General features: G+C 65.2%; 14 protein-coding genes. 10 read left to right on the forward strand and 4 right to left on the reverse strand.

Annotation, left to right across the window (positions count from 1 at the left end; translation table 11 throughout):
• Nucleotides 1–69: 69 nt before the first annotated feature.
• Genes AC1DH3_RS02385 through AC1DH3_RS02395 form a run of 3 tightly spaced genes read right to left on the reverse strand, consistent with a single transcriptional unit; the run spans nt 70 to nt 2,114 of the window.
• Complete coding sequence (locus AC1DH3_RS02385) at nt 70–837, reverse strand: SCO1664 family protein (RefSeq protein WP_476892177.1); 768 nt, start codon at nt 835–837, stop codon at nt 70–72.
• A complete protein-coding gene (locus AC1DH3_RS02390; protein WP_476892178.1) occupies nt 837–1,397 on the reverse strand; it encodes a DUF3090 domain-containing protein in 561 nt (186 codons plus the stop codon). Before AC1DH3_RS02390 ends, AC1DH3_RS02385 begins: the two co-directional genes overlap by 1 nt.
• Before the next feature lie 24 nt (nt 1,398–1,421).
• Nucleotides 1,422–2,114, reverse strand: coding sequence for a histidine phosphatase family protein (locus AC1DH3_RS02395; RefSeq protein ID WP_476892179.1), 693 nt, complete (start codon nt 2,112–2,114; stop codon nt 1,422–1,424).
• Nucleotides 2,115–2,346: 232 nt separating this feature from the next.
• On the opposite strand from AC1DH3_RS02395, the gene AC1DH3_RS02400 reads away from it, so the two are divergent.
• The 6 genes from AC1DH3_RS02400 (at nt 2,347) to AC1DH3_RS02425 (ending at nt 9,437) form a co-directional block, all read left to right on the forward strand.
• Entirely contained in the window at nt 2,347–3,006 is a 660-nt protein-coding gene (locus AC1DH3_RS02400) for a Type 1 glutamine amidotransferase-like domain-containing protein (protein WP_476892180.1), read from the forward strand.
• 111 nt (nt 3,007–3,117) lie between these two features.
• Nucleotides 3,118–3,828 carry a class I SAM-dependent methyltransferase gene (locus AC1DH3_RS02405; protein WP_476892181.1) on the forward strand — a complete coding sequence of 237 codons (711 nt, stop codon included), beginning with the start codon at nt 3,118–3,120 and terminating at the stop codon, nt 3,826–3,828.
• Between the two features lie 89 nt (nt 3,829–3,917).
• A complete protein-coding gene (locus AC1DH3_RS02410; RefSeq protein WP_476908507.1) occupies nt 3,918–4,430 on the forward strand; it encodes a hypothetical protein in 513 nt (170 codons plus the stop codon).
• Between the two features lie 401 nt (nt 4,431–4,831).
• Nucleotides 4,832–6,613: an ABC transporter family substrate-binding protein gene (locus AC1DH3_RS02415; RefSeq protein WP_441417153.1), complete on the forward strand. Its 1,782-nt coding sequence runs from the start codon at nt 4,832–4,834 to the stop codon at nt 6,611–6,613.
• A 179-nt stretch (nt 6,614–6,792) separates the two neighbouring features.
• Nucleotides 6,793–8,334: an ABC transporter permease subunit gene (locus AC1DH3_RS02420; protein ID WP_476892183.1), complete on the forward strand. Its 1,542-nt coding sequence runs from the start codon at nt 6,793–6,795 to the stop codon at nt 8,332–8,334.
• Nucleotides 8,331–9,437, forward strand: coding sequence for an ABC transporter permease (locus AC1DH3_RS02425; RefSeq protein WP_476892184.1), 1,107 nt, complete (start codon nt 8,331–8,333; stop codon nt 9,435–9,437). Before AC1DH3_RS02420 ends, AC1DH3_RS02425 begins: the two co-directional genes overlap by 4 nt.
• A 33-nt stretch (nt 9,438–9,470) precedes the next feature.
• On the opposite strand, the gene AC1DH3_RS02430 is transcribed toward AC1DH3_RS02425, so the two are convergent.
• A complete protein-coding gene (locus AC1DH3_RS02430) occupies nt 9,471–10,109 on the reverse strand; it encodes a PH domain-containing protein (protein WP_476892185.1) in 639 nt (212 codons plus the stop codon).
• 79 nt (nt 10,110–10,188) lie between these two features.
• Here AC1DH3_RS02430 and AC1DH3_RS02435 point away from each other — a divergent pair, with 79 nt between their 5' ends.
• From AC1DH3_RS02435 to AC1DH3_RS02450, 4 genes are all read left to right on the forward strand, one after another.
• The gene (locus AC1DH3_RS02435) at nt 10,189–12,015 is read left to right on the forward strand and encodes an ABC transporter ATP-binding protein (RefSeq protein ID WP_441417157.1); all 1,827 of its coding nucleotides are present in this window, start codon (nt 10,189–10,191) and stop codon (nt 12,013–12,015) included.
• A gap of 278 nt (nt 12,016–12,293) precedes the next feature.
• Nucleotides 12,294–13,934, forward strand: a complete 1,641-nt coding sequence (locus AC1DH3_RS02440) for a peptide ABC transporter substrate-binding protein (RefSeq protein ID WP_441417158.1) — start codon at nt 12,294–12,296, stop codon at nt 13,932–13,934.
• 215 nt (nt 13,935–14,149) lie between these two features.
• The gene (locus AC1DH3_RS02445) at nt 14,150–15,079 is read left to right on the forward strand and encodes an ABC transporter permease (RefSeq protein WP_441417159.1); all 930 of its coding nucleotides are present in this window, start codon (nt 14,150–14,152) and stop codon (nt 15,077–15,079) included.
• A complete protein-coding gene (locus AC1DH3_RS02450; protein ID WP_441417160.1) occupies nt 15,069–16,061 on the forward strand; it encodes an ABC transporter permease in 993 nt (330 codons plus the stop codon). The genes AC1DH3_RS02445 and AC1DH3_RS02450 overlap by 11 nt, the downstream gene beginning before the upstream one ends.
• Nucleotides 16,062–16,071 lie beyond the last annotated feature (10 nt).

Here is a 16,071-nt window from a genome sequence, read left to right on the forward strand (position 1 = left end):
GCTCTGCGGGCGCGTCCGCAGAGGGACGACTCAACGCGGCACAGCCGGCGAAGCCGTCGCCGTCGTTCCTTAGAACAGCGGCCAGGGTACCGCCGGCATCTCACCGCGCGGAGCCGGAAACCGCCCTGCCAAGCGCAACCGGGCGCAGCGCGCGGCGAGCGCTGCGATTTCTTCGGCACTGAGCAAGTCCGCCAGGTTTCGGCCCAGCCCGCCGTTCAATCCCTCGGTGACGCGATCGATGCCGTCGCGTTCCTCGGAGGTCAGAGCGTCTCCCAGCCATCCCCACAGCACCGTGCGCAGTTTGTGGTCCGGGTGGAAGGTGAGCCCATGGTCCACGCCGTGCCGGTGTCCGTCCGTCATGGCAAGAATGTGGTCGCCTTTGCGGTCTGCGTTGTTGACGATGATGTCGAACACCGCCATGCGTCTGAGCGCGGGCGAGTCTTCGTGAATGAGGGCGATCATCCGTCCGTTCTCATCCCGTCCCTCAAGGACGTGTTTCCAGCCAGTCTCCGGCACGCGGTCCGTCGCGACCAGGTCGACGGCGCTTTGGGCGTGGTCTTGCTCCTGCCAGAGCTGCACCATTCCTTCGCCCATCGGACCATCGCGCAGCCAAGTGCGCGGCACGACGTCCCCGCCGAAGGCCTGCGAGACCAGGTAGGCGGCCACCTCCCGGTGAGCCAGGGTGCCGTGGGGAAAGTCCCACAGCGGGCTTTCGCCGGCTATCGGCTTATAGACGACCATCACGTCGCCGATGCTGCCCAGAAACGTAGCGTTTGATGCCGTCGTGATGCGGCCGGTGAGGGTCAGCTCGGTGTTCACTAGGTCGGGCGCTGGCATCAGACCTCGGGAAGGGTGCAGATGTGCCCGTCGGCGTCCATGGGGTAACCGCAGAGCGGGCACGTCGGACGCCCGGCGCCCACGATCTCGCGGGTGCGCTTGGCGAATGCGCGGGCGGTGCCGACCGGCATTCGCACCAGCAGCATTTCGGGCTCGTTAGCGCCGTCCTCGTCAAGCGATTCGTCGTTCTCATCGGCATCGGCGTCGGCATCGGTGACGGGATAGGCCTCTATGACGACCTGAGCCGTGGTTGGATCCCACCCTAAGGTCATGGCGCCGGTGCGAAACTGCTCCTGAACGGCCTCGAGCTGGTCATTGTCGACAAGTTCAAGGGGAGTACCCGTGGGAACGCTGAACGGGTTGCCGTCGACGGTGATGAGCTGGTCGAGAATTTCGTCGACCTTCTCCGCGAGCAGAGCTGCCTGCTGCTTTTCCATGGCAACACTCACGAGCTGCTTCCCTGCGCGCACCTGCAGGTAGAACGTGCGCGCCCCTGGAACGCCGATGGTGCCGACGATGACCCGATCGGGCCAGGCAAACTCGTGAACACGTGAAGGCATGTCAGTATTTTAGGCACATGAGTGTCATGGCGCCGGTTGCCCTGCACCGCCGCCCACCGGCGCATCGCCGGAATGGATGCCGTTCGACAGCCACGACAGATCACCCGCGTCGGTGTTGGTCGCGTAGACGCTCGGCCGACTGGCGCCGTAGCGGACGATCGATACGGACGCGGGGCCCACGTTAATACGCTGGAACAGGTCAAGGTGCATGCCGAGCGCGTCGGCGAGGATTGACTTGATGATGTCACCGTGACTCACCGCCACCCACACGGCCCCTGGCCCGTACTCGGCTTCAAAAGCTGCGTCGTGGCGTCGAACCGCTGCCACCGACCGAGCCTGCATCGCGGCCATGGATTCACCGCCGGGAAAGACGACGGCGGACGGTTGCGACTGCACAACCGGCCACAAATCCTCGGCCGCGAGATCACTGAGCGTGCGGCCCTGCCACTGGCCGTAATCGCACTCGGTGAGATCGAGATCGACCGGCGCGTACGGCGCGCCCGCCTGGCGATCGAGGATGAGCTGGGCGGTCTGCCGGCAACGCTCAAGGGGGCTCGACACCACCCCGACCAAGGGTACGGTCGCGAGCCGGTCTCCGGTCAGAGCCGCTTGCTCCCGCCCGGTCTGGTCCAGGCTGACGCCGGCTGCCCGGCCGGCCAGCAGTCCAGTGGCATTGGCTGTGGTGCGGCCGTGCCGCACGAGGATAACTGTCGCCATCCACCCAGCCTAGCCACCCGCTCGACGGCGGTGTGAACCGGACCGGGTCGCGCGTCCACCACCTGAGTGGTGTCTGCATCCATGCCGGACCATGGACAAAGATTTGCTGGGTGTGTACCTATTGAAGGGCCGAGCGCCAGACGGGCATGCTTACCGAATCGGCCGGTGGGTTCCAGCCCGTTTCCCGCGTTCAGGCACATCCACCATCCGCGCGCGAACTTTGGGGGCACGTGTGAATCTCTTGCTGACGTCAGGCGGCGTGACGAACCCGAGCATCCACTCGGCGCTCGTGCAGCTTCTCAACAAACCGGTCGCCCAATGCCACGCCCTGGTCGTCCCGACGGCGCAGTGGGGTCACCCCATGTGCGGACCGGCATCTGTGCGGGGCCTACTGGCCGCCCACCCAAACCACCGTCACTTGTCCGGCCTGGGCTGGGCGTCGCTCGGTGTTCTCGAGCTGACCGCGCTGCCCACCATCGGCGCGGATCGGTGGGTCCCTTGGCTTCGGGCGGCCGACGTGCTCCTGGTCGACGGCGGCGACGCGACGTACCTGTCCCATTGGATGCGGGAGTCCGGGCTGGCCGAGCTGCTGCCCTCACTTCCCGACACGGTGTGGGTGGGGGTGAGTGCCGGAAGCATGGTGATGACGCCCCGGATCGGGGATTACTTCGTCGAGTGGCCGTCCGCTCCGGATGACCAGACTCTGGGGGTGGTGGATTTTTCGATCTTTCCTCACCTGGACGCTTTCCCGGGCAACACCCTGGCCCACGCAGAGCGGTGGGCCGCCGACATAGATGTTCCTGCCTACGCCATCGATGAACAGACAGCCATCAAGGTCGTCGACGGCTCCGTCGAGGTGGTTTCCGAAGGACGATGGAAGAAGTTTGGGTGATGGGTGATCAGCATTTGTGAAGTCCTGCGGTGCCCCGCACAGGACCCCTGAAAAGTTGTAGGATCGGGCCGACCGACCTGACCATCAGCGTCAACCTGAGAGCGGGGATCCGTGCGAGCCGACCACTACGACAGTTTCGCTGAGAGCTACTCGGCGGAGAACGAGTCCAGCCTCCTCAACGCCTACTACGAGCGGCCCGCGATGCTAGGCCTCGCCGGCGAGGTGGCCGGCCGCCGGATTCTCGACGCCGGGTGCGGCTCCGGGCCCCTGTCCGCGGCACTGGGCGCCAAGGGCGCGGTCGTGACCGGCTTCGATTCCAGTCCTGCCATGCTCGAATTGGCACGACAGCGACTGGGAGAGAGCGCAGACCTCCACCTGGCCGACCTCAGCAGGCCGCTCCCTTTCGCCGATGACTCCTTCGACGACGTCGTCGCGTCCCTGGTCCTGCACTACCTCGAGGACTGGTCGGCACCGCTTGCCGAACTACGGCGCGTGCTCAAGCCGGGCGGCCGCCTGATCCTGTCGGTCAACCACCCCACGGTCAGCGTGGTCACCCAGCCAACCGAGGACTACTTCGCCGTCCGGGAGTACTCGGAGGACTACGAGTTCGACGGCGAGCCTGCGGTCCTGACCTTCTGGCACCGGCCCCTTCACGCGATGATCAACGCCTTCATCTCGGCCGGATACCGTGTAGCCGCCGTAAGCGAACCAGCCCCGTCTCCAGATACACCGCACGAACTCCTCCCCCCGCGCATCCTCACTGGCGAGAAGACAGCGTTCCTGTCCTTCATCTTCTTCGTCCTCGAAGCCGACAGAGTGTAGAGGTGGGATGTGGACCCCTGAGCCGACGCGAGGGCTGGGGCGCTGCGGTCCTGGTGGCGGCAGCGCTGGTCGGGTGGGGCGGAAGTGCAGTGTCTGAGGCCGCCAGGGTTGCCGCCGGTTCGCATCTACTTCTCTTCTTCGCTGTGCCGGCCGAATGTATTGGCGCAGGGCTCCGGGCTATTGCGCTAATGGCGGCGGTCGCCGCGGCGAGCCTTTTGGTGCCGCCGCTCATCAGAAGGATCCGCCGCCGCAAGCTACGGCTGGCAGCCGCGTGGACCGCAGGTCTGGCTGCGGCCGCTGCGGTGCCCTACCTTGCGCTCTTGTTGTTCTTCGCCTTCCTCACGGCTGGGATGTCTGCTGACTATGTGAGGCTTGAAGCCGCTGACGGCCAGTCGGTGCTCATCACCCAGGATCAGTTCGACGGCGAGGCAGTCGACATCTACGTGCGGCACGACGACACCCACTACCGGTGGAGCCGCAGCGCGCCCGAGCTCGCCGGCTGGCCGCGGGTAAAGGACCAGAACTGCAGGCTCGACCCGGTCGGCGGCGGACTTCAACTGGCCTGCAATTCCGGCACCTTGGCAATCGGCCAGAACCATTAGCGTCGGAGCAGCGGAAAGTACATGGCGATCGGGCGGTCGCGCTGCCAACGAAGACGTGGCGGAGTGCAGCTTCGCAGGTTGGGCCCCGTCGGGGCCAGTAATGGAAGATTAACTCGTAAAGCCCCGATTTGCATGAATCCGGGCTTTTTGCAGCAATCGGCTTTTATCTTGGGGTGCCGCATCCGTCAATGAATTTCGACAAAATTCAGTTAACGGTGCCGCCAATTGTTGCAGCTCGATAACGAACTATACCCGCGGTCAACTTTCATGCCCTTCTGCCCTGTCATGGGTTTACGCTTCATCCCATGTGAGACGCGCCACACTGCCGCTGGGGGAGTGTGGACGTCTGTCTGGTGCCTACGGCGCCGGTCTCATCCACACCACAGAAACAAGGAGGCGGAATGCGATTCGGTCGTATTTCCAAAGCAGTGGGGGTCGCGGCAGCAGCAGCACTCGCACTCAGCGCTTGCGCAGGCAACAGCGGCGGGACAACCCCGTCGTCAGCCGCGGCAGCAGCCAAGACAGGCGGATCGGCAACGGTCGTAGAGGTGAACGCGTTCAATACGTTCAACCCCAACACCGCTGAAGGCAACACTGATATCAACTCCAAGATCAGCTACGCCACCCACTCCGGGTTCTTCTACGTCGACAACAAGCTGAACGTTGTACGCAACGAAAAGTTCGGCAAGATGGAAAAGGTCTCAGACAACCCGCTCACCGTGAAGTACACCATCAACGACGGCGTCAAGTGGTCTGACGGCACTCCCGTCACGGCAGCCGACCTGGTGCTTCAGTGGGCAGCATTCTCCGGCTACTACAACGACGCTGACGCGGATGGCAAGAAGGGCACCTCGTACTTCGACTACGCGGGAGATCCGACCGGCCTGGCGCTGACCGATTTCCCGGAACTCGGCGACGACAACCGCTCGATGACCCTCAAGTACTCCAAGCCCTTCGCTGACTGGGAAATCGCCCTCGGCGGCCCCGGCATCGACATTCCGGCCCACGTCCTTGCGAAGAAGGCCGGCCTGGCGGACGCCAAGGCCTTCGTTGACCTGGTCAAGGGCATGCCGCGCGGCGACGCTAAGAACCCCAAGCCCGCGAACAAGCAGCTCAAGGCCATGGCCGACATGTGGAACACCGGCTTCGACACCAAGACGCTGCCGGCCGACCCGAGCCTCTACCTCTCCAACGGCCCCTTCGTCGTCAAGGCCGTCAACCAGGACCAGTCCCTGACCATGGTCAGGAACAAGGACTACAACTGGGGCCCGGAGCCCAAGCTGGATGAAATCACCGTCCGCTACATCGGCGAAGCCCCGGCCCAGGTCCAGGCGCTGAAGAACGGCGAGGCCGACATCATCGCCCCGCAGGCTTCCGCCGACACGGTGGAGCAGCTCAAGGCCCTCGAAAGCCAGGGCGTCACGGTGGAGGTGGGCCACCAGCTGGCCTACGACCACCTCGACCTGAACTACAGCGGCCCGTTCGCCGACAAGAATGTCCGCGAAGCCTTCATGAAGACGGTTCCGCGCAAGGACATCGTCGACAAGATCGTCAAGAAGCTCGATGACAAGTCCGCTCCGCTGGATTCCCAGCTCTTCGTCCCGGACCAGGCCAAGTACGCCGACTCCGTCAAGGACAACGGCTCCTCCGCCTACCAGGATGTTGACATCGAAGGTGCGAAGAAGCTGCTGAACGGCGCCACCCCCACGGTCCGCATCATGTACAACAAGGACAACCCCAACCGGGTGGACTCCTTCTCCCTGATCCGCGAGTCCGCCGCCAAGGCAGGCTTCAAGGTCGTCGACGGCGGCCTCGGCAAGTCGGACTGGGGCGCGGCCCTCGGCAACGGCAGCTACGATGCCACCATCTTTGGCTGGAGCAACTCGGGTGTCGGCGTCTCCGGCGTCCCGCAGATCTTCAAGTCCGGAAACGGCTCGAACTTCAACAAGTTCACCGATCCCGACGCCGACAAGCTGATGGACGAACTGATCGTCACCACCGACAAGGCCAAGCAGGATGACCTGGTCCAGCAGATCGACAAGAAGATCTGGGCTTCCAGCTACGGCCTGCCGCTGTTCCAGTCCGTCGGCGTGGACGCATACAGCGACCGCGTCACCGGCGTGAAGTACATGCCGAACCAGACCGGTGTCTGGTGGAACTTCTGGGAGTGGGCGCAGAAGTAGCCCGCAGCCTCAAGTGACACTTGCTAGCTAAAGGCGTCGGGACCACGGCTTTACGGTCCCGACGCCTTTCTAGCGACCCCGGCGATGAACTGGCGCGGCCGCATCGTCCGGGGCATCCGGCCTAACTCTGAGACCGGTCCGGGCGATCCCTGGGCCCGAATACCGAGGTTCTATTCCCCATGGTGACCTACATAGTCCGGCGGCTCATGACTGCCGCCCTCATTCTTCTCGGCGCATCCTTCCTGGTGTATCTCCTGACAGCGGCGTCAGGCGACCCCCTCGAGGAATACCGCGCCATCAGCGCGGCCAACAAGCAGCAACTGATGGACGCCCGCACCGAACTCCTGCAGCTGGACGTCCCGCCGCCGCTGCGCTACTTCAAGTGGCTCGGCGGCGCCGCCCAGTGCCTCGTGCCCTTCGCCAACTCCTGTGACCTGGGCAAGAACATCGTGGGCCAGCCCGTCACCGACGCCTTGGGCCATGCCCTCATCCAGACCCTGACCCTGGTCACCGGTGCCACGGTGCTGGCCATCCTGGTCGGCATCACCCTGGGCATCATCACCGCCCTGCGCCAGTACAGCGCGCTGGATTACGGCGTGACCTTCATGGCCTTCCTGTTCTTCTCCCTCCCAATCTTCTGGGTCGCCGTCCTGCTCAAGGAATTCGGCGCCATCGGCTTCAACAACTTCCTGAGGAACCCGGAGATCCCGATACCGACCGCCATCGCCATCGGCATCGCCTTCGGTGCGCTGATCGCGGTGGCGATAGGCGGCGAGCTGAAGCGCAGGGTACTTTCCGGCGGCGTCGTTTTCCTCTTCGTCACGGCCATCCTCATCTACTTCTCCGCCACCGAATGGTTCAAGGCCCCGGGCCTGGGCCCGGTGCTGATCGCCATTGCCGGCGTCGGCATCGCCTTCGCCGTCACCCTGCTCACCGCCGGCCTGAAAAACCGCAAGGCCCTGCAATCCGCACTGATCGCCGTCGGCGTCGGCGTGGTCCTGTACTTCCTGGTCCAGCCCCTGCTGGACCAGGCCACCTTCGTCATGATCGTGCTGCTGGCCATCGCCGCCGTCCTGGTCGGCTTGGGCATCGGTTACCTGGTCGGCGGCTACGACCGGGGGCAGTCGATGCGCGCGGCCGCCATCACCTCGTTCCTGGTGGGATTCATGATCCTGCTGGACCGTTTCATGCAGGCGTGGCCCACGTACTTCAACAACAGCCGAGTGCGTGGCCGCCCCATCGCGACCATCGGGGCGACCACCCCCAACATCGAAGGCGACTTCTGGGTCCTGGGCCTGGACTCCTTCACCCACCTGATCCTGCCGACGATGGCGCTGATCCTGATCTCCCTCGCCAGCTACACCCGGTTCACCCGGGCCTCGATGCTGGAGATCATGAACATGGACTACATCCGGACCGCCCGGGCCAAGGGCCTGTCGGAACGGACCGTGGTGATGCGCCACGCCTTCCGCAACGCGCTGATCCCGATCGCCACCATCGTGGCCTTCGACATTGGCGGCCTGATCGGCGGCGCCGTCATCACCGAATCGGTCTTCTCCGTCCGCGGCATGGGCTTCCTCTTCCTGGACGGCATCTCGCACGTTGACCCCAACCCGGTCATGGGTGTCTTCCTGTGTGTAGCCATCACTGCCATGGTGTTCAACCTCATCGCGGACCTCGCCTACTCCGCACTTGATCCGCGCGTAAGGGTAAAAGCATGAGCCAGCCAAGCCAGCAAGACGAAATCATGGCCGAAGAAGCCGCATTGCAGCCCACGCCGGCGGCCGGCATCGAGCCCGTCCTCGAAGCGAAGGGCCTGAGCCAGGGCCAGATTGTCCGCAAGCGCTTCCTCGGCCACTCCGGTGCCATCATCGGCCTGGTGGTTTTTGCGCTCATATTCATCGTCGCCTTCACCTCGGTCGGGTACTGGGGCATCCCCGGCTGGTGGAAGTACAACCACGAGCAGGTTTCGCCGCTGGTCAACGACGGCGCGCCGACCTCCTCGCTCTGGCCGCTGGCCTGGGGCGAGCACCCGTTCGGCCAGGACCGGATCGGCCGCGACCTGTTCGCCATGACCATGCGCGGGGCGCAGCAGTCCATCACGGTCATGTTCGTCATCGGCATCATCGCGGGGCTGATCGGCGTCGTCGTCGGAGCGGTCTCGGGCTACTTCCGCGGCTGGGCCGAAGCAATCCTGATGCGGCTGACCGACGTGATCATCATCGTTCCGGCGCTGCTGCTCGCCGCCGTGATGGCGCAGATGGCCGGACGGCGGGACTCGGGAAGCTGGTTCGCCGCCTTCGCCAGCACCAACGGCGTCCTGGCCCTGGGCATCTTCCTCGGCCTGATCAGCTGGGTGAGCCTGGCCCGCCTGATGCGCGGTGAATTCCTGACCCTGCGCGAGCGGGAATTTGTCGACGCGGCCAGGATCTCCGGCGCCAGCAACGCGCGGATCATTTTCAAGCACATCCTGCCCAACGCCGTCGGCGTGCTGATCGTGAACGTCACGCTGACCATGTCCGCCGCGATCCTCACCGAGACGGCGCTGAGCTTCCTCGGCGTCGGCGTCAAGGCTCCGGATACCTCGCTGGGCCTGCTCATCTCGCAGAACCAGCAGGCGTTCGCCACCCGTCCCTGGCTGTTCTGGTTCCCCGGCCTGTTCATCGTGCTGATCTGCCTGAGCATCAACTTCATCGGCGACGGGCTGCGCGACGCGTTCGACCCGCGGCAGAAGAAGTTCAACGCTAAGAGGGCGCGGGAAACGGGCAGCCGGGTTCCGGAGGCCGCCCCGGTCACCGCATTTGATGGACCCAAGGACCACTAGATGCGCTGCAGCCACGCCGCCGGCAGCGGCCAGCTACCGGGCGGCAACCGCCCAGTAGCTGGCCGCCAGCAGCAGCACGACGCCGCCGATGGCCGCCCAGCGCGGCGTGACGGTCACAGCCGTGTCGGCGTCGCCTGCGGCGTCGCCTGCGGCGAGGGCGCCGCTTTCCACCAGGTCCCGCCAGCGCGTGCGCACCAGGCGGGCGGCCTGGCCGGAGTCGGTGGATTTGAGGTCGCCCGGCCGCACCGACTTCCCCGGGCCGTAGCTGGTGTCCGGCAGGCCCTGCAGGTCCTCGGGGCGGGCATTGCGTCCGCCCCAGATGCCCGGGGCCGGCGCCGCCCAGGCGGCGTAGCCCTTCTGTGCCGTCACCAGCGTCAGGGCGTAGCGGGTGTCCACGTGCACCAGGGCCGCCCACGGCACCAGGACCGAGCGGAACGGGTTCTCCAGGGTGACGCCGCCGTCGTGCACCACGACGGCGGGCATCCAGAAGAACTGCCAGCCCAGCAGCGCGATCAGCAGCAGCGGCGCGGTGGTGGGGAGTGCCGCGGGGCCGGCCGAGGCGACCGTGACCACCAGGCCGACGACCGCCACGGTCCAGGCCAGCCAGGCGAACCACTTGTTGGTCCTGGCCTTGAAGATTTCAACGTTTCCGGCAGCGGGCACAGTGCTCATGCCCCCCATAATTCAGTATTCCGAGTTCCAGCACTAATCACCGGTGCGACGGCGGCTCGGGTGGAAGGAAAAACCCATCATGACTGACTTCATCACCCTGGATCCCGCCCCGGCTCCCGCGCCCGGAAAAGGTGACACCGTCCTGGAGGTCCGGGACCTCAGCGTCGACTTCGGCGTGGACAAGAAGTGGGTTCCCGCGGCGATCGGCTTGAACTACGAGGTTCGGGCCGGTGAGGTCCTGGCGATCGTGGGGGAGTCCGGCTCCGGCAAGAGCGCCAGCTCGATGGCACTGCTGGGACTGCTACCGAGCAACAGCCGGGTCAGCGGCAGCGTGAAACTTGGCGGCAAGGAATTGCTCGGCGGGAACGAGGCCAACATCCGCGCGGTCCGCGGCAAGGATGTCGCAGTCATCTTCCAGGAGCCCATGACGGCCCTGAACCCGGTGTACACCGTGGGCGCGCAGATCGTGGAGACCATCCGGCTGCACAATGAGGTCTCGCCCGACCAGGCAAAGGAGCGTGCCCTGCGGATGCTCGACCTCGTGGAGCTGCCGGACCCGGAAAAGGCCTTCAAGTCCTACCCGCACCAGCTCTCCGGCGGTCAGCGGCAGCGCGCCATGATCGCCCAGTCGCTCTCCTGCGACCCGAAGCTGCTGATCGCGGACGAGCCCACCACCGCGCTGGACGTCACCGTCCAGGCGGAAATCCTGGACCTCATGCGCAACCTGCGCAACAAGCTGGACAGTGCGATTGTGCTGATCACCCACGACATGGGCGTCGTGGCGGACCTCGCGGACCGGATCGCCGTCATGCGCCGGGGGCTGATCGTCGAGACCGGCACCGCGGAGCAGATCTTCCACAACCCGCAGCATGAGTACACCAAGGCCCTCCTGGCCGCCGTCCCGCACCTCGGGCAGGGCGGTGCGGCGAGCGACGACGAGGTTGACGTGACCGCGGCCCTCGCGGCGGCGACGCACGCCGACCTTGAGGCGGTCCCGCGTTCGGAGCTGCTCCGCCGCGAGCGCGAAAACGCCGCCGCGCTGTCCGCCGCCGAGACGGTGAAGCCGCAGGGCGAACCGGTGCTGGAACTCACCGACGTCGCCATCGAGTACCCCAAGCAGGGGCGCGTGCCGGCCTTCCGCGCCGTCGAGGGCGCCAACCTCGCGATCTACCCCGGCCAGGTGGTCGGCCTGGTGGGGGAGTCCGGATCCGGCAAGACAACGATCGGGCGTGCCGCCGTCGGCCTGCTCCCCGTGGCGGCGGGCACCATGAAGGTCGTGGGGCAGGACATCTCCGCCGCCAAGAAGAACGGCCGCCAGCTGCACGAAATGCGCCGGCACGTCGGCATGGTCTTCCAAGACCCGTCATCCTCGCTGAACCCGCGGCTGCCCATCGGCGAAAGCATCGGCGAACCGATGTTCCTCGCCGGCGTCGCCAAGGGCGCCGCGCTGCAGTCCCGGATCGAGGCGCTGCTGGACCAGGTGGAACTGCCGCGCGACTACCGCAACCGGTACCCGCACGAGCTCTCCGGCGGCCAGAAGCAGCGCGTGGGCATCGCCCGGGCCCTGTCGCTGAAGCCGAAGCTGATGGTGGCCGACGAACCTACCTCGGCCCTTGACGTGTCCGTCCAGGCCAAGGTGCTCGAACTCTTCCAGAACCTGCAGAAGGAACTTGGCTTCGCCTGCCTGTTCGTCACTCACGACCTGGCCGTCGTCGACGTCCTGGCCGACAGGATCTGCGTGATGCAGCGCGGACGGATCGTCGAACAGGGCACCCGCGACCAGATCCTCCGGAACCCTCAGGAGGCCTACACCCAGCGGCTCCTGGCCGCTGTGCCGCTGCCGGATCCGGAGAAGCAGCGGGAGCGGCGGGAGCTGCGCGCCCAGCTGCTCTCGGGCGCCAGCTAAGGGGTTCCGCGGGAGATTTTCGGTTAACGGGCCATAACCAGGAGCCGCCGGGAGCGAATGGTACCAGCCAGTAATGTGTGACTTGAAATACGTTGCGATTGACGCTAGCCGTCACGACGTTGTCGAGTCACGGTTTGGCAACGGAGTTCCACCATTCGGACTTTTTGCGGTTAGGCTACTTCCATATGTAGGCCACGTCACAGGATATCTCTGTGCCCGGGCCTGCCGGGAAGCACAAGTCTCTCCCGCACGAACTCCCACAACTCTTAGGAGGCGGAATGCGTTTTTCGCGCACTTCCAAAGCACTGGGCATGGTGGCTATCGCCGCTTTGGCCCTGACCGGTTGCGGCGGCGGCGGTTCTAACACCGCCGGCGGCAGCACCGGCGGCAACGCCAGCAAGGTCATCATCGCCGACGGCTCGGAGCCGCAGCGCCCGCTGATGCCGGCCGACACCAACGAAGTTGGCGGCGGCAAGGTCATCGACATGATCTTCGCCGGCCTGGTCAGCTATGACCCCAGCGGCAAGCCCGTGAACGAACTGGCCGAGTCCATCGAAGGCAAGGACGGCCAGCACTTCACCATCAAGATCAAGAAGGACCAGAAGTTCACGAACGGCGAGGCCATCACCGCCAAGTCGTTCGTCGACTCCTGGAACTTCGGTGCGGCCGCTAAGAACGCCCAGCTCAGCGGCGCCTTCTTCGAAAGCATCAAGGGTTACGACGAGGCCAGCGCCGAAGGCTCCAAGGTCGAGACCATGTCCGGCCTGAAGGTCGTCGACGACCAGACCTTCACCGTCGAACTCAAGCAGCCGGAATCCGACTGGCCGCTGCGCCTCGGCTACACCGCCTTCGTTCCGGTTCCCTCCGGTGCGCTGAAGGACCCGAAGGGCTTCGGCGAGAAGCCGGTCGGCAACGGCCCGTACAAGCTGGCCGACGGCGGCTGGCAGCACAACGTGCAGATCCAGCTCGTCCCGAACCCGGACTACAACGGCCCCCGCAAGGCCAAGAACGCCGGCGTGACGTTCAAGATCTTCCAGAACGACGACGCCGCGTACCAGGACCTGCTGTCCAACAACCTGGACATCCTGCAGACCATCCCCACGAGCGCCTTGAAGAACTTCAAGACCGACCTGGGCGACCGCACCATCAACAAGCCGTACGCCGGCAACCAGACCATCGCGATTCCGGAATACCTGCCGGAGTGGAGCGGGGAAGCCGGCAAGCTTCGCCGCCAGGCCATCTCCATGGCCATCAACCGCGATGAAATCACCAAGGTCATCTTCAGCGGCGCACGCCAGCCCGCCAAGGACTTCACCGCCCCCGTCCTGGACGGTTACAGCGACTCGATCCCGGGTTCCGAGAACCTGAAGTTCGACGCCGACAAGGCCAAGGCCGCTTGGGCCAAGGCTGACGCCATCCAGAAGTGGGACGCCAACAAGACCTTCACCATCGCCTACAACGCCGACAAGGGCGGCCACAAGGCATGGGTCGAGGCTGTTGTGAACCAGCTCAAGAACACCCTGGGTATCAAGGTTGAGGGCAAGCCGTACGCGACCTTCAAGGAAGCCCGCAACGACGCCACCGCAGGCACGCTGACCGGTGCGATCCGCGCCGGCTGGCAGGCCGACTACCCGTCGCTGTACAACTTCCTCGGACCGATCTACAAGACCGGTGCAGGCTCGAACGACGCCCGCTACGCCAACAAGGAGTTCGACAAGGCCATCTCTGAAGGTCTCGCCGCTTCCTCGGTCAGCGAAGGCAACAAGGCCATGAACAAGGCCCAGGAAACCCTCCTGACCGACCTTCCGGCCATCCCCCTGTGGTACCAGGTTGCCCAGGGCGGCTGGAGCGACAAGGTCACCAACGTTGACTACGGCTGGGACGGCGTCCCGCTGTACTACAACATCACTGGCAAGTAACAACTGAACAACGGCGGGGGCTGCCTGGATTGGGGCCTCCGCCGTTGTTTTGCTTCCACCCCAATTTCTAAGCACCAGCCTTCGGCCGGTGTCTTCGCAGCCGGCCCGCCGTGACCGCACCGGCGACGGCTGCACCCATAGTGAAAAGGTTCTTTGATGAACAACTCCGCCGCATCCTTGGACAGGATGCCTGCTGACGGGGGTGTCCTTCGCTGATGGCGACCTACATCCTTAAGCGTTTCCTGCAGCTGATCCCGGTCTTCCTGGGCGCCACGCTGCTTGTCTACTTCCTGGTCTTCAGCCTGCCTGGCGACCCTATCGTGGCACTCTTCGGCGACAAGCCGGTCAACCAGGCCGTCGCGGCCCAGCTCCGCGAGCAGTACCACCTGGACCAGCCGTTCTGGATCCAATACCTGCTGTATCTCAAGGGGATCTTCACCTTCGACCTTGGCCAGGACTTCTCCGGCCGCCCGATCGCCGCCGTGCTGGGCGAGGTCTTCCCGGTCACGGCCCGGCTGGCCGTCATGGCGCTGATCTTCGAAGCCGTCTTCGGCATCATCTTCGGTCTGATCGCCGGCCTCCGGAAGGGCAAGTTCTTCGACGCAACGGTCCTGATCGCCTCCCTGATCGTGATCGGCATCCCGATCTTCGTGCTCGGCTTCCTGCTGCAGTTCACCATCGGCGTCCAGCTCGGCTGGGCCAAGCCCACCGTCAGCTCGGCCGCCACGGTGCAGGACCTGATCCTGCCGGCGATCGTCCTCGGCCTGGGCTCATTCGCCTACGTCCTGCGCCTCACCCGGACATCCGTCATCGAAAACATGAATGCCGACTATGTGCGCACCGCCACGGCTAAGGGCCTGTCCCGCTTCCGTGTGGTCCGCGTGCACATTCTGCGCAACTCGCTGATCCCGGTGATCACCTTCCTCGGCGCCGACCTGGGCGCCCTGATGGGCGGAGCCATCGTCACCGAAGGCATCTTCAACGTCCCCGGTGTCGGCAACCGGCTCTACCGCGCCGTTACGCAGGGTGAGGGCCCCACGGTCGTCTCGATCGTCACGGTGCTCGTGTTGATCTACGTCGTGTCCAACCTGCTTGTAGACCTGCTGTACGCCTGGCTTGACCCAAGGATCCGCTATGACGCCTGAGAACATGACCCCAGACCTGCGCCCTGCGGCGCCGGCGAAGCGGCACGTCGAACACTTCGTCGCCGACTTTGCCGAAACACCGCTGCAGGCAACCGACAAGGTCAAGGAAGACCAGGCCCCGCTGAGCCTTTGGGGCGAGGCCTGGAAGAACCTGCGCAGGCAGCCGCTCTTCCTGATCTCCGCGTTCCTGATCCTCGTCGTCGTCGCCGTGTCACTCTTCCCCTCGCTCTTTTCCGGTATTGATCCGGCCTCCGAGGCATGCCAGCTGGCCAATTCCGACGCCGGACCGGCGGCCGGGCACCCGCTGGGCTTCACCCAGCAAGGCTGCGACGTGTATGCGCGCGTCATTTTCGGCACGCGCTCTTCGGTGACCGTGGGCCTCTTCACCACCCTCGGCGTCCTCCTCATCGGCGGCATCATGGGGGCCCTCGCCGGCTACTACGGGGGCTGGGTGGACTCCATCCTGGCCCGCATCAACGACATCTTCTTCGCCCTGCCGCTGATCCTCGGCGCCATTGTGATGATGCAGCTGCCGGTGTTCCGTGCCAACCGCACGGCCTGGACGCTCGTGCTGATCCTGGTCACCTTCGGCTGGCCGCAGATCGCGCGCATCACCCGCGGCGCCGTCATCGAGGTCCGCAACGCTGACTTCGTGACTGCCGCCCGTTCCCTGGGTGTCTCCAAGTTCGGCGCGCTGATGCGCCATGTCATGCCGAACTCGCTCGCGCCGATCATCGTCGTGGCCACCATTTCGCTGGGCACCTTCATCGTCGCGGAATCCACCCTGTCGTTCCTCGGCATCGGCCTCCCGCCGAGCGTCATGTCCTGGGGCAATGACATCCAGGCAGCGCAGGCGTCCCTGCGGTCCAACCCGATGCCGCTGCTCTGGCCGGCTATCGCGCTGTCCATCACCGTCCTGAGCTTCATCATGCTGGGCGACGCCCTGCGTGATGCGCTCGATCCCAAAGCGCGCAAGCGATGAAAGGGGACGC

Source organism: Arthrobacter sp. 05L428 (genome assembly GCF_056397665.1).